Source organism: Winogradskyella sp. J14-2, assembly GCF_001971725.1.
Classification (GTDB): Bacteria; Bacteroidota; Bacteroidia; order Flavobacteriales; family Flavobacteriaceae; genus Winogradskyella.
Map to the genome: position 1 here is coordinate 244,464 of NZ_CP019388.1, position 13,241 is coordinate 257,704.

Genomic DNA, 13,241 nt, shown 5'->3' on the forward strand with positions numbered 1-13,241 from the left:
TTGTTTATTTTGCAAAATCTATGATAAAGAGGGTTACCCAATTCTGTTTTATGCTTTTAGCGTTGCCATTGTTTGCACAATTGGGTGGTGAATCTACTTATCAATTTCTTAATCTTGTATCGTCACCCAGACAAGCAGCTTTAGGTGGTAAAATTATCACTAACTTTGATCATGATGTTTCTGAAGCACTTTACAATCCTGCCTCTTTAAACTGGCAAATGCACAATCAATTAGCAGTAAATGTATCGAGCTTTCTAGGCGGTATTACATATGGTACAGCAGCTTATGCTTATACTTGGGACAGACACGTACAAACATTTCATTTTGGTGTAACATATATTAATTACGGAACGTTTGATGGTTATGATGTTAATGGTAATTCTACCGGAACATTTAGTGGAAACGAAGCAGCAATTTCAGCAGGCTATAATTACAACATTCCTTTTACCGATTTTTATATAGGTGCCAATGTAAAAGTTATTACTTCTTTATTAGAGCAATATAATTCTGTTGGTGGAGCAGTAGATTTGGGTATAATGTATATTAATGAAAAGTTAGATTTTCATGCAGCTTTAACCGTTAGAAATTTAGGAACTCAATTTACAACCTACGCAGGTCAAAATGAACCTTTACCGTTTGAAGTTAATTTTGGGATGTCTCAGACATTAGAAAACGTTCCTATTAGATGGCATTTAACTATGGAAAACTTACAAGAATGGCCAATAGGAGTATCTAATCCTGCTAGAGCCACGACAGATTTAGATGGTACCCAAACCCAAGAAAAAGTCGGATTTTTCAATAATGCGTTACGTCATTTAATTTTAGGTGCTGAGCTTTGGCCAGAACGTGGATTTAATCTAAGATTTGGTTATAACTTTAGACGCGCAGAAGAATTAAGAATTGTAGATCAAAGAAATTTTTCGGGACTATCTGTTGGTGTAGGTATTCGATTAAACTCAATGCGGTTTAGTTATACACATGCCAGATACACAAGTGCATCAAACACCAGCTTTTTTGGACTTCAAATAGATTTAGACGGAAGACGAAGACGATAAAAATTGATTATGAATAAGAAGATAATTATAGCCATAGATGGATTTTCTTCAACAGGTAAGAGTACCATTGCAAAGCAAATTGCAAAACAACTCAACTATATTTATGTTGATACAGGTGCTATGTATAGGGCTGTTACTTATTTTGCCATGAAAAACAAATTGATTGGAGAAGACTTCTTTCATTCTAAAAAACTCATTGAACGACTCAATGAAATACATATAACCTTTATATTTAATGAAGCGTTAGGGTTTGCCGAAGTCTACTTAAATGGTGAAAACATTGAGAAGGAGATTAGAACTCTAGAAGTCTCAAAATATGTAAGTCCCGTAGCAACAATTTCTCAAGTGCGTCAAAAATTAGTAGAGCAGCAACAATTAATGGGCAAAGACAAAGGCATTGTAATGGATGGTAGAGATATTGGCACTGTTGTTTTTCCTGATGCTGAGTTAAAAATATTTATGACAGCTTCTGCTGAAACCAGAGCGCAAAGACGTTATAAAGAATTATTAGAACGTGGTCACAACCTGAGTTATGACGACGTTTTAGAAAATGTAACCACAAGAGATCGTATAGACTCTACTAGAGAAGACTCACCTTTAGTGAAAGCGGATGATGCTATAGAAATTGATAATTCAGATTTAACCATAGAAGAGCAAATAAAAACACTTTTAGAATTAGCAGCATCTAAAACATAAAAAAAGCGACCAATCAGTCGCTTTTTTTATTATATATATCTAAATTATAGATTAGGAATCACTAATTCCTGGTCTGGATGAATTAAATCTGGATTTTTAAGGATATTGGTGTTAGCTTCAAAAATTTCTTTGTACTTCATTGCATCACCATAGTAGTGCTTGGCAATTTTTCCTAAGGTTTCACCAGATTTTACAGTGTGTCTGGCGTATACAGACTCATCGGCAACTTTTATGTCTGCCATAATATCAGAAGGCTCATCACCACCTATTTCTTTTATCTTATCCCAAAGTAAGTTTTTTTCGTACTGTGTAGCTGCTGTTCCCCAAACTTTTAATTGTCCGTTTGTTTCTTCAACTTTACCGTTTTGAATGTTTAATTGTTCCCCTAAGTCTAGAACGTCTTGGTATTTAGCTTTAACCATAATTGTTTTGTTTTTAAGTATTAATAGTGTTGTAAATATACCAATTTAAATGCCAAATTTTAGAATTTTTAAAGCATCAAACTTGTATTCAATTATTTGACACTTAAAACGTACTTTAGTCACATTTTCAATAGCAATAAACTTATTGTTTATTGTAGGTTGTCCAATTTCTATTAGTACCTTCAAGATACCAAACTTCTAGTGTATTATTGTTAACTGAATACGCTACGCTGTTCATATTATTATTTTCTGTAAAGTATTCGATAGTATTTTCTTCTGCATTAACTGTAAAAATACCATTAGTTACAACACCTTGTTGATTAAACGTGTAAGATCCTATTAAATCGCGTAGATTATTGTCGTCCAAAAAAGTTAAAGTTTCGCAACAAAACACCTCTAGAGATAGAACGTTGTTAGTGCCACGGCCATTTATTTCCCATTCTCCAATAAGTCCAGTTTCTATTAAAGGGTTAATTGTACCGTCATTATCATTATCGCAGCTTAAGATTAAAATAGGCATAAAAAAAAATATTAATAGTCTCATGGTACTTTACGTTTATCGTACAAATAAAGTTAATATAATCAGGTTGCTGTTGTATTAAGTGACCGTTAAATTTTGGTTAACGGAACTGCTACTTCATTAAATAGGTTATTTTATTTGTTAATTATTTGAAAATGATTAATTTTGCGCTCCTTTTTAGCGGACTTGTGAAAGTAAAAAAGGTAAATAAATCAAACTTTAATTAGCTTCTGTAGATTTTTCCGCATTGCTTTCAAAAAAATACAGAATACAAATTTTTAATCAGCAATGGCTGAAAACAAAACAAATCAAGCTGAGGTTGAAGCAACTGAAGCAAAAACAGTTGAAGCTCCAGTAGTTTCTGAAGCTCAAGCAAATCCAGAAAAATTCTTAAAAGAGTTCAATTGGCACAATTACGAAGAAGGAATTGAGCAGGTAGAGGACAAAAAACTAGCAGAATTTGAAAAATTAGTATCTGAAAATTTCGTTGACACTTTAGATGACGAGGTTGTAGAAGGTGAAGTAATCCACATCACTGATAGAGATGCAATAATCGACATTAACGCTAAGTCTGAAGGTGTAATTTCTCTTAACGAGTTTCGTTACAACCCAGATTTAAAAGTTGGTGATAAAGTAGAGGTATTAATTGATGTACGCGAAGACGCTACAGGTCAGTTAGTATTATCTCACAGAAAAGCCAGAGTAATCAAGGCTTGGGATCGTGTAAATAATGCACATGATACAGGTGAAATCGTTAATGGTTTTGTGAAGTGCAGAACTAAAGGTGGTATGATTGTTGACGTTTTTGGAATCGAAGCATTCTTACCAGGATCTCAAATAGACGTTAAGCCAATTAGAGATTACGACCAGTACGTTAACAAAACTATGGAATTTAAAGTTGTTAAGATCAACCACGAATTTAAGAACATAGTAGTGTCTCATAAAGCACTTATTGAAGCTGATATTGAGGAGCAAAAGAAAGAAATCATTGGCCAGTTAGAAAAAGGACAAGTATTAGAAGGTGTTGTTAAAAACATTACGTCTTACGGTGTGTTTATCGATTTAGGTGGTGTAGATGGTTTAATTCACATTACAGATTTATCATGGTCTCGTATCAACCATCCAAATGAGATTGTTGAGTTAGATCAGAAGTTAAATGTTGTAATTCTTGATTTTGATGAAAACAAATCTAGAATTCAATTGGGTCTAAAGCAATTATCTAAGCATCCATGGGAAGCTTTAGGTGAAGATCTTAAAGTTGGTGACAAAGTAAAAGGTAAAGTAGTAGTTATTGCTGATTACGGTGCTTTTGTAGAAGTTGCTGATGGAGTTGAAGGTTTAGTTCACGTTAGTGAAATGTCGTGGTCTACGCACTTACGTTCTGCTCAAGATTTTGTTTCAGTAGGAGACGAAATCGAAGCGCAAGTATTAACTTTAGACAGAGAAGATCGTAAAATGTCCCTTGGTATTAAGCAATTAACACCAGATCCATGGACAGATATTACATCAAAATACCCAGTAGGCTCTAGACACGTAGGTATTGTTCGTAACTTTACAAACTTTGGAGTATTTGTTGAGTTAGAAGAAGGTATTGATGGATTAATTTACATCTCAGATTTATCTTGGACTAAGAAGATTAAGCATCCATCAGAATTCTGTAACGTTGGAGATAAACTAGACGTTGTAGTTTTAGAACTAGATGTAGAAGGACGTAAATTATCTTTAGGACATAAACAAACAGAAGAAAACCCTTGGGATAAATACGAAACTGAGTTTGCTGTTGGTACGTCTCATACTGCTGCTATTACTGAGATAGTAGATAAAGGCGCTACAATAGAATTTAACGAAGATATCGTTGCTTTTGTGCCTGCACGTCACTTAGAGAAAGAAGATGGTTCTAAACTTAAGAAAGGTGAAGAAGCAGAATTCAAAATCATTGAGTTCAATAAAGAGTTTAAACGTGTTGTAGCATCTCATACTGCAGTATTTAGAGAAGAAGAAGCTAAAATCGTAAAGCAAGCTGTTAAGAAAGCAGAAGCACAAGCGGCAGAGGCTAAACCTACTTTAGGTGATGCAAACGATGCGTTACAAGCACTTAAAGATAAAATGGACGGAAAGAAGTAATGTATTCTTTGAATATATTTTAAAGCCTCTCAATTTTTGAGAGGCTTTTTTTATGGTATATCTTAAATTTGAAACTCTAAGAAATTAGCTTAACTTTGCCAATCAATAACGTTTGCATAATACATGAGTCAAAAAATATTACTCAATTCTAAAGAAGTCAATATTATACTGCACAGATTGGCTTGCCAACTTATTGAAAACCATGATGATTTTTCGGAAACCGTCTTAATAGGTATACAACCAAGGGGTAAATTTTTAGCTGACCGTTTAGCGCAAATGCTAATAGAAGACTACAACATCAAAGCTATTAAATTAGGACATTTAGATATTACTTTTTTTAGGGACGACTTTAGGCGAGGCGAAAAACCTCTAGAGGCCAACACTACAGAAATTGATTTTATAGTCGAAAATAAAAATGTTGTTTTTATAGACGATGTATTATATACAGGTCGTAGCATAAGATCTGCACTTACTGCGATTCAATCTTTTGGTAGACCAAACAATATAGAATTACTGACCTTAATAGATAGGCGATTTAGTAGACATTTGCCAATTCAACCCAACTACAAAGGACGACAAGTAGATGCTATAGATAACCAGAAAGTTAAAGTAAACTGGATTGAAAATGGAGGAGAAGATGCAGTGTATTTAATTGATAAATAGAAAATTAACTAGCAATGAGTGAACTAAGTGTTAAACACTTATTAGGAATAAAATATCTTACAAAAAAAGATATAGATTTAATTTTTGAAACTGCTGATCAGTTTAAGGAGGTTATTAATAGACCGATTAAAAAAGTTCCTTCACTAAGAGATATTACAATTGCTAATTTATTTTTTGAAAATTCTACACGTACCAAGTTATCGTTTGAGCTTGCAGAAAAACGTCTTTCGGCTGACGTCATAAATTTTTCGGCTTCACAATCTTCAGTAAAAAAAGGCGAAACCTTAATAGACACAGTTAATAACATCCTTTCCATGAAAGTAGATATGGTAGTAATGCGCCATCCTAATCCTGGTGCAGGTGTATTTTTATCTAAGCATGTTAACGCAAGTATCATCAATGCAGGAGATGGTGCACATGAGCACCCTACACAAGCCTTATTAGACTCATATTCAATAAGAGAAAGGTTAGGAGCTGTAGAAGGCAAAAACGTTGTCATTGTTGGTGATATTTTGCATAGCAGAGTAGCACTTTCTAATATTTATGCATTGCAATTACAAGGTGCTAATGTTATGGTTTGTGGTCCTAAGACCTTATTGCCAAAATATATCAAAGATCTTGGTGTTAAAGTTGAAACTAACTTAAGAAAGGCTTTAGAGTGGTGCGATGTTGCTAATATGTTGCGTGTACAGAACGAACGTATGGATATTAGTTATTTTCCAACAACACGAGAGTATACCCAACAGTTTGGTGTTACTAAAGAATTGTTGGATAGTCTAAAAAAAGAAATTGTAATAATGCATCCAGGACCAATAAACAGAGGTGTTGAAATTACCAGCGATGTTGCAGATTCTAATCAAGCAATAATACTAGATCAGGTTGAGAATGGTGTTGCTGTAAGAATGGCAGTAATTTATTTGTTAGCTTCTAAAATAAAACAATAAGTTATGATCGTAGACAGAGACGGCAATGTTACAATTATTACTCAAGAAAAAGCTTCGGTAAAAACCTTGGTAAACAATATTGAACAGGCTTACGATAAGTATAAAAATTACCATATAATAGTTAATCTATCAAGCTTAGATAAGTTGAGCTTAGAAGATATTATCGAATTTTTACGTCTCAGCAATAATCATAGAGGAGACAAAAAGTCCTTTGTTATAGTCTCAGAAAAAGTTGATTTAGATCAAATGCCAGATGAAATTGTCATTGTACCGACCATTCATGAAGCTTATGATATCATTGAAATGGAAGATATTGAACGCGATTTAGGGTTTTAGTATGAAACTTACTATTCTCGGTTGCCATAGCGCAACACCACGCACCAATACCAACCCAACATCTCAGATCTTAGAGATTAAAAACCACATGTTTCTCATTGATTGTGGTGAAGGCACTCAGGTAGAATTGCGCCGAAATAAGATTAAGTTCTCAAGAATTAAACATATCTTCATTTCACATCTGCACGGCGATCATTATTTTGGATTAATAGGGCTGGTAAGTACATTTCGTTTGTTAACTCGAGAAACAGAACTTCACATATATGGCCCAAAGGGTATTAAGGAGATTATAACGCTTCAACTCAAGCTCTCAGACTCATGGACAAATTTTCCGTTAATCTTTCACGAGTTAACGTCAAAAGAGTCTGAATTGATTTTTGAAGATGATAAGGTAGAAGTCTATACAGTTCCATTAAAACATCGTATTTATACTAACGGTTTTTTGTTTAAAGAGAAGCAGAATGAACGTAAGTTAGATATTAATGCAGCCAGAGATGCAAATATTAATAAAGCTTATTATAGAAAACTAAAGCAAGGTGCTAACGTGGTTAATGAAGACGGTATAACAATAGATAATGCCGTTGTAACAAAAGACCCTATTCCACCAAAAAGTTATGCGTATTGCAGCGATACAGTGTATAACGAAGATATTATTCCTATAATAAAAAATACGACAATACTCTATCACGAGTCCACGTTTTTAGATAAAAATGAGAGTCTATGTAAACGAACTAGGCACAGTACCGCAAGACAAGCTGCGATCATTGCAAAAAAATCGAACGTAGAGACGTTAATCCTCGGGCATTTCTCAACCCGATACAATGGTTATGACGACTTTAAAACTGAAGCAAAAGAAGAATTTGAAAATGTTCTTTTGGCGCAAGACGGATTATCTTTTAAGTTTTAATTAAATTCTTTTAAATACTGTACCCAATTGATGGCTTCACCTAAGCTATGCGCTCTCTTTAAAGGGATTTTAGCCATTTGTTTTTCAATATTGGCATTCATATACGAAGAATCCCTGTAGGTTACTATCGATGCAGCAACTAAAATACTATCATCTTTATCAAAATAAGACCAAAGCACTGGATCAATAGAATAAGAATTTACTCTGTTAGCAATGTAAGCTAATGCTTTATGATTTCCGTAGTGATCACGTAAAGCGTCTAAGAGTGAATTAAGCTTATCCCAATTAAAATGCTCTCCTTCATTTACTTCTATAATAAAAAAATCATCTAGTAAGTAATAATTAGCAAACTTTGCCACCACTTTATCGTAGCGTAGAGCTTTTGAAAAATCAGAATCTTCAAAGTACATGTTAGGGTTGTTATATAATTAAGGGTAGCCAAAACTACACTTTTTTTGATAGAAACAAAATATTGATTTAACTTCGTGCAACTATGGAAAAAGACTTAAGTAATTATAGAAAATCATACGAAAAAGGGGAGCTGCTATTAAATAACATTCCAGAAAACCCTATCGAGTTATTTAGAGATTGGTTTATTGAAGTTGATACACATTTTAATATTGAAGAAACCAATGCCATGACAATTTCAACTATTGGACTAGATGGTTTTCCTAAGAGTAGAGTAGTGCTTTTAAAAAAATATACACACGAAGGCTTCATTTTTTATACCAACTACAATAGTGAGAAAGGAAAAGCAATAGCAGCCAATGCCAATGTATGTCTTTCTTTTTTCTGGCACTCAGCAGAACGACAGGTTATTATTAAAGGTACAGCAGAGAAACTATCAGAAAATCTTAGTGATGGGTATTTTGAGTCGCGTCCTAGAGGTAGTCAATTAGGAGCAATAGCTTCTAACCAAAGTGAAATTGTTGAGAGTAGAGAAGTACTTGAAAAAAAATTAAAAGCGCTGGAACAAGAATATGATGGAAAAGAGATAGAACGACCAAAACATTGGGGAGGCTATATGGTAAGACCTGTTGAAATGGAATTTTGGCAAGGAAGGCCCAACAGATTACACGATAGAATACGTTACCAATTGCAAGAAGATTACAATTGGAAAATAGAACGTCTTTCACCTTGATTTTTTATCGTTTAAAAGTAATTATTACCGTTTAAGTCATCGATTTTTCTTACTGAAAGTGTATTTCGTCGATGTTTTGCATAAAAAATCGATTAAATACATGTTTTTTGTCGATTTTAACTTTTATTTAACATTTAGACCTAAGTAGGCTATTAAATTAGTAATCCCAAACCTAAATTTAACCTACTTATGAAAGCTAAAAAGCTATTGCCATTATTGGCTATCGTTGCCCTCTTAGGCTTTACATCTTGTTCTACAGATAGTGCTGCCGAAGATAAAATCAATGCTATTGAAGTACCTCTAGCACCTCAGGCTAAACAAATTGAAATCGAAATTATGGAGCTTATCAATGCTCATAGAATCAATCAAGGCCTAAACCCATTACACTATCATAGCACAGTAAAAGCTGTTGCTTATACACATACCGATTATATGATAGAAGTAGACAACGTATCTCATGATAATTTCTTTCAAAGAAAACAAAGTCTACAAGTTAATGCTAATGCTAATATAGTATCAGAAAACGTGGCTTACGGATTTAGTTCTGCTGAGTCTGTGGTTAATGCATGGTTAAATAGCCCAAGCCATAAAGAAAATATAGAAGGTAATTTTACAGATTTTGATATCTCTGCCGAAAAAAATAATGAAGGCAAATGGTACTTTACTAATATCTTCATTAAGCGCTAGACCGCAATAAAAGTTGATTAATAGCCCCTAAGAGCCATGACAATAGTTATGGCTTTTTTAGTTGACTAATGTTTGGTATTCTAAACACTCAAGAGGTTCATGTAATGTAGAATCATTAAATTCTAAATGGATAACTCTTCGTCTTTTTTTGTTAGTGGTCTTATTGGAAGCATGGAGCAGAAGAGGTTTCATTAACATTATATCTCCCTTGTTCAACTCACATATTCTCTCATCTTTTATATTGAAATTTTCAGATTCTAGTCTAATAACTCCCTTTAGGTGTGATTTGGGTATCACTCTTAACGCACCATTCTCCTTAGTAGTATCATCTAAGTGTATTCTTACTGTAATTGTACTTTCTAAAATATTTAAAGGTGGTTGAACACCATATTGACCATTTTTAAATGTCCAATTCTTATAACCTTCTGTTACGTATTTTTTATCTACGGCAATACTTAAATCTTGATGATAGGATACAAACCAATTTGAAAGCGGTGGTTTGTCGAAGTAAATAGCCTTTGTTAAGAAATAGTTGGATGAAAATAAATTATTCAAAACTATTTTAAGCTTATTATTAAATACAATATCCTTTATTTCAGGTTTATAGTTGATTAACTGCCTTATAGCATATAAACTATTTGTGTTAATTGTATTCTTATTATCTGTTTTATGATTTTGAATACTATCTATAATGGAACTTATTTCATCATTAGAGTAAATATCCCTAATTATTGAATAACCTTGGCTCTTAAAATCTAATTCTTTCATGTTTAAATCAATATTATAAAAATACTACTTGAGTTTAATCTCATTATATAATTAAGATTAATTTAATAGCAATAAAAAAAGCAAGCCCAAATAAGCTTGCTTTTTAGTTATAATTTTGAGGGTAAAATTATTCGGTTACAATATAGAAATAAGAACGTCTGTTTAATTGGTGTTCTTCTTCTGTACATTTTACTCCATTAGAGCATTTGTTAAGGAGTTGAGATTCTCCATAACCAATGGCACTTACAATTCTATTTGCATCAATACCTCTAGATATTATGTAATCTCTGGTAGACTTTGCACGTCTATCAGATAATTTCATATTATATCTGTCACCACCACGACTATCTGTATGAGATTCAATTTTTATGATCATTGTAGGATGCTTGCGCATTACATCTACAATGTTTTCCAATTCATATTGTGCGTCTGTTCTAATATTCCATTTATCAAAATCAAAGAATATTGGGTTTATGACAATTTGGTTATCAATAATCAAAGGTTCTAAACTTAAATCTACAGTATTGACTTTTTCATCTTCTGTAGTTGAAGTTATAGTTTTCTGATCGTCTTTGTAATCGGGTTTACTACCAACAACAGTATATGTTTTATTGCAATCTACTGTAAATGTATATTCTCCGCCATCTTTAGTAAATTGTTCTTCTATTACTTTGCCAGTTTCGTCAATTAAACGTATTGTTACACCAGAAAGGATAATATTTGTTTTACTATCTCTAGCAACTCCAGTAATTACTTCTTTACACGCTTTAGCATTAAAACTGTAGATGTCGTCACTTCCTTTTCCACCTGGTCTATTAGAAGAGAAATAGCCTTGTTCGGTTTCAGAATTGACAAAGAAGGCAAAGTCATCGTAACCACTATTGTATGGAGAACCCATATTTTCTGGGTCGTTACGTAATCCTTTTAATATATCTGATTTAAAAATATCGAGAAGTCCTAAGTTTAAGTGGCCATCAGATGAAAAGTAAAGTGTACTGTCTTTTGCCACATAAGGGAACATTTCGCGTCCTTCGGTGTTTATTTTTTCACCTAAATTCTCTGGTTTGCCATATGTACCATTTTCGTTTATTGAAACAGAATAAATATCAGATTGGCCCAAACCACCTTCGCGATCAGATACAAAGTATAATGTTTTATTGTCTGGACTCAATGCTGGATGACCTGTTGAAAAAACTTCATCATTAAAAGGTAGCTCGACAACATTTGTCCATTCATCATTTACTAAAGTAGCCTTGTAAAGTTTTAAATGTGTAGTACCTTTTTTGTCGTATTTTATGCGGTTACGTTTATTAACGTTATCTCTTGTAAAATACATCGTTTTACCATCGTTTGTTATAGCTACAGATGCTTCATGATACTCTGTATTTATATTTTCAGGCAACTCAGTTGTTGTTCCATAAGTAACAACACCATCGGTATTTGTCAAAGCGATTTCATATAAATCTAAGAAAGGTTCTTTATTCCAACTGTAGATTTTACTATTACCGCCTCTTGCAGAGGCAAAGTAGAGTTTGTCATCAAAAATATAAGATCCAAAATCAGAATTTGCAGAATTGAAATCTAAGTTTTCAACGGTAACAACGACTTCATTTTTAGACGTTAATTTTGCATATAAATCTACTTCATCAGGGTTATAACCTTTAAGTCTACTATCGCCTTGTTGTGCAGCTCTTAGCTCTTTAAACCATTTGTCTGCTTCTTTATAATTACCGATACTCCTAAGTGACTGTATGTACTTGAATAGATATTCGGCATCTATTTTTTTGTGTTCTTTTAAAGCTTCACCATACCAATATGCAGCTTTCTCAGAGTTAGAATTATTATAGTAAGCATCACCAAGACGTGTAAGTACATGGGCGCTGTTATCTCCATTTTCTACAGCTTTTTCATAAAGCTCAATAGCTTTTATATAGCCATAATTTTTGAAGAATTTATCAGCTAACTTCGTTTGGGCATACGATAACGAACAGCTAAGTATAAGAGTTAGAATTAATATTCTTGTTTTCATAATGCGATTCTTTTAGAAGTATCTAGGAGATTTTATACGTTTACTTTTAAATACTTCAAACATCAATAATACTTCATGGGTACCACTAGTATATGGTCTTAAATCTGAAATTGGGTATTCATAGGCATAACCAATTCGTAATTGTTTTGATACCTGAAAGTCAGCTATACCACCAATCGCTGCTGCATTTTGGTTAATTCTATAACCACCACCAATCCAAAAGGTGTCATTGAATAAGAAATTGGCAGAAATATCAAACGACAAAGGTGCACCATTAGTGGCCTTAAGTAAAACAGAAGGTTTTAATTTTGTTGTTTCACTTAAATCAAACACGTAGCCTCCTGTTATGTAATAACTTACACGTTCTAAAGCAATATAGTCTAGTTGACCTTGTCGACCATTATTATAATCTGTATTCAATATTCTAGGTGCCGAAAGACCTACATACCAACGTTGAGAGTGCCAATATAAGCCAGCACCAACATTAGGACTCCATCGGTTAGAAATTTCATTAAAGAAGGGATCATTAACAACAGAAGGATCGTTTAATAGTTCCTCGTCTAAATTGTAATGGGTAAAACCACCTTTAATACCAAATGCTAACTTGGTATTAACACCAGTTTGAATGGTATATGAAAAGTCAGCATAGATATATGAAAAGTTTTCATAACCTAGCTTATCATTTATGAATGATAGCCCTAAACCAATCTTCTCATTCCTTAACGGAGTATGAACAGATAGGGTTTGGGTTTCTGGCCCACCTTCTAATCCAACCCATTGACTTCTATGTAAGCCAACAGCACTGAACGTTTCTCTACTACCAGCATATGCAGGATTAATAGAAATGGTATTAAACATGTATTGTGTAAATTGAGGTAGCTGCTGTGCAAAGGCAGTAGAAACACCTAATATAAATAGTACAATACTTAATGATTTAGATAACTTCATC

Annotated in this window: 15 protein-coding genes; 9 read left to right on the top strand and 6 right to left on the bottom strand. The window is 33.3% G+C overall.

All coding sequences use genetic code 11. The annotated features are described in order from the left end of the window. Positions 1–20 precede the first annotated feature (20 nt). Both porQ and cmk read left to right on the top strand, forming a co-directional pair. Entirely contained in the window at positions 21–1,055 is a 1,035-nt protein-coding gene (gene porQ / locus BWZ20_RS01235; RefSeq protein WP_076615177.1) for a type IX secretion system protein PorQ, read from the top strand. A gap of 9 nt (positions 1,056–1,064) precedes the next feature. After that, positions 1,065–1,751 carry a (d)CMP kinase gene (gene cmk, locus BWZ20_RS01240; RefSeq protein WP_076615179.1) on the top strand — a complete coding sequence of 229 codons (687 nt, stop codon included), beginning with the start codon at positions 1,065–1,067 and terminating at the stop codon, positions 1,749–1,751. 44 nt (positions 1,752–1,795) lie between these two features. Here the strand turns inward: cmk and BWZ20_RS01245 are convergent, their stop codons facing one another. Next, on the bottom strand, positions 1,796–2,173 hold the full coding sequence (locus BWZ20_RS01245; RefSeq protein ID WP_198034965.1) for a LysM peptidoglycan-binding domain-containing protein: 378 nt from the start codon (positions 2,171–2,173) through the stop codon (positions 1,796–1,798). Between the two features lie 142 nt (positions 2,174–2,315). Continuing rightward, the gene (locus BWZ20_RS01250; RefSeq protein ID WP_076615184.1) at positions 2,316–2,717 is read right to left on the bottom strand and encodes a hypothetical protein; all 402 of its coding nucleotides are present in this window, start codon (positions 2,715–2,717) and stop codon (positions 2,316–2,318) included. Positions 2,718–2,981: 264 nt separating this feature from the next. Here BWZ20_RS01250 and rpsA point away from each other — a divergent pair, with 264 nt between their 5' ends. The 5 genes from rpsA to BWZ20_RS01275 all read left to right on the top strand — a co-directional run bounded on the left by rpsA (position 2,982) and on the right by BWZ20_RS01275 (position 7,667). Beyond that, positions 2,982–4,817, top strand: coding sequence for a 30S ribosomal protein S1 (gene rpsA, locus BWZ20_RS01255; protein WP_076615187.1), 1,836 nt, complete (start codon positions 2,982–2,984; stop codon positions 4,815–4,817). Between the two features lie 123 nt (positions 4,818–4,940). Further along, on the top strand, positions 4,941–5,480 hold the full coding sequence (gene pyrR / locus BWZ20_RS01260) for a bifunctional pyr operon transcriptional regulator/uracil phosphoribosyltransferase PyrR (protein WP_076615189.1): 540 nt from the start codon (positions 4,941–4,943) through the stop codon (positions 5,478–5,480). A gap of 14 nt (positions 5,481–5,494) precedes the next feature. Then, entirely contained in the window at positions 5,495–6,424 is a 930-nt protein-coding gene (locus tag BWZ20_RS01265) for an aspartate carbamoyltransferase catalytic subunit (protein ID WP_076615192.1), read from the top strand. A gap of 3 nt (positions 6,425–6,427) precedes the next feature. Further along, positions 6,428–6,760 carry a ribonuclease Z gene (locus tag BWZ20_RS01270; protein ID WP_076615195.1) on the top strand — a complete coding sequence of 111 codons (333 nt, stop codon included), beginning with the start codon at positions 6,428–6,430 and terminating at the stop codon, positions 6,758–6,760. 1 nt (position 6,761) lies between these two features. Next, positions 6,762–7,667 (top strand): ribonuclease Z, encoded by a 906-nt coding sequence (locus BWZ20_RS01275; protein WP_076615198.1) that lies wholly within the window; start codon positions 6,762–6,764, stop codon positions 7,665–7,667. Here the strand turns inward: BWZ20_RS01275 and BWZ20_RS01280 are convergent. Then, a complete protein-coding gene (locus BWZ20_RS01280) occupies positions 7,664–8,077 on the bottom strand; it encodes a hypothetical protein (protein ID WP_076615200.1) in 414 nt (137 codons plus the stop codon). The two genes, BWZ20_RS01275 and BWZ20_RS01280, sit on opposite strands and share 4 nt — an antisense overlap. Before the next feature lie 83 nt (positions 8,078–8,160). Between BWZ20_RS01280 and pdxH the strand changes: the two genes are divergently transcribed. Beyond that, positions 8,161–8,808 (top strand): pyridoxamine 5'-phosphate oxidase, encoded by a 648-nt coding sequence (gene pdxH / locus BWZ20_RS01285; RefSeq protein ID WP_076615203.1) that lies wholly within the window; start codon positions 8,161–8,163, stop codon positions 8,806–8,808. A 189-nt stretch (positions 8,809–8,997) separates the two neighbouring features. Beyond that, positions 8,998–9,495, top strand: coding sequence for a CAP domain-containing protein (locus BWZ20_RS01290; RefSeq protein ID WP_076615206.1), 498 nt, complete (start codon positions 8,998–9,000; stop codon positions 9,493–9,495). Positions 9,496–9,552: 57 nt separating this feature from the next. Here BWZ20_RS01290 and BWZ20_RS01295 read toward each other — a convergent pair whose 3' ends face one another. From BWZ20_RS01295 to BWZ20_RS01305, 3 genes are all read right to left on the bottom strand, one after another. Continuing rightward, positions 9,553–10,263, bottom strand: coding sequence for a phytanoyl-CoA dioxygenase family protein (locus BWZ20_RS01295; RefSeq protein ID WP_076615208.1), 711 nt, complete (start codon positions 10,261–10,263; stop codon positions 9,553–9,555). 127 nt (positions 10,264–10,390) lie between these two features. Further along, on the bottom strand, positions 10,391–12,292 hold the full coding sequence (locus BWZ20_RS01300) for an OmpA family protein (RefSeq protein WP_076615211.1): 1,902 nt from the start codon (positions 12,290–12,292) through the stop codon (positions 10,391–10,393). A gap of 12 nt (positions 12,293–12,304) precedes the next feature. Further along, positions 12,305–13,240, bottom strand: coding sequence for a type IX secretion system membrane protein PorP/SprF (locus tag BWZ20_RS01305; RefSeq protein ID WP_076615212.1), 936 nt, complete (start codon positions 13,238–13,240; stop codon positions 12,305–12,307). Position 13,241: the final 1 nt, after the last annotated feature.

Excerpts from the sequence above, each read along its gene's own strand:
- porQ (WP_076615177.1), top strand. The coding sequence starts at position 21 with ATGATAAAGAGGGTTACCCAATTCTGTTTTATGCTTTTAGCGTTGCCA.
- cmk (WP_076615179.1), top strand. The coding sequence starts at position 1,065 with ATGAATAAGAAGATAATTATAGCCATAGATGGATTTTCTTCAACAGGT.
- BWZ20_RS01245 (WP_198034965.1), bottom strand. The coding sequence starts at position 2,173 with ATGGTTAAAGCTAAATACCAAGACGTTCTAGACTTAGGGGAACAATTA.
- BWZ20_RS01250 (WP_076615184.1), bottom strand. The coding sequence starts at position 2,717 with ATGAGACTATTAATATTTTTTTTTATGCCTATTTTAATCTTAAGCTGC.
- rpsA (WP_076615187.1), top strand. The coding sequence starts at position 2,982 with ATGGCTGAAAACAAAACAAATCAAGCTGAGGTTGAAGCAACTGAAGCA.
- pyrR (WP_076615189.1), top strand. The coding sequence starts at position 4,941 with ATGAGTCAAAAAATATTACTCAATTCTAAAGAAGTCAATATTATACTG.
- BWZ20_RS01265 (WP_076615192.1), top strand. The coding sequence starts at position 5,495 with ATGAGTGAACTAAGTGTTAAACACTTATTAGGAATAAAATATCTTACA.
- BWZ20_RS01270 (WP_076615195.1), top strand. The coding sequence starts at position 6,428 with ATGATCGTAGACAGAGACGGCAATGTTACAATTATTACTCAAGAAAAA.
- BWZ20_RS01275 (WP_076615198.1), top strand. The coding sequence starts at position 6,762 with ATGAAACTTACTATTCTCGGTTGCCATAGCGCAACACCACGCACCAAT.
- BWZ20_RS01280 (WP_076615200.1), bottom strand. The coding sequence starts at position 8,077 with ATGTACTTTGAAGATTCTGATTTTTCAAAAGCTCTACGCTACGATAAA.
- pdxH (WP_076615203.1), top strand. The coding sequence starts at position 8,161 with ATGGAAAAAGACTTAAGTAATTATAGAAAATCATACGAAAAAGGGGAG.
- BWZ20_RS01290 (WP_076615206.1), top strand. The coding sequence starts at position 8,998 with ATGAAAGCTAAAAAGCTATTGCCATTATTGGCTATCGTTGCCCTCTTA.
- BWZ20_RS01295 (WP_076615208.1), bottom strand. The coding sequence starts at position 10,263 with ATGAAAGAATTAGATTTTAAGAGCCAAGGTTATTCAATAATTAGGGAT.
- BWZ20_RS01300 (WP_076615211.1), bottom strand. The coding sequence starts at position 12,292 with ATGAAAACAAGAATATTAATTCTAACTCTTATACTTAGCTGTTCGTTA.
- BWZ20_RS01305 (WP_076615212.1), bottom strand. The coding sequence starts at position 13,240 with ATGAAGTTATCTAAATCATTAAGTATTGTACTATTTATATTAGGTGTT.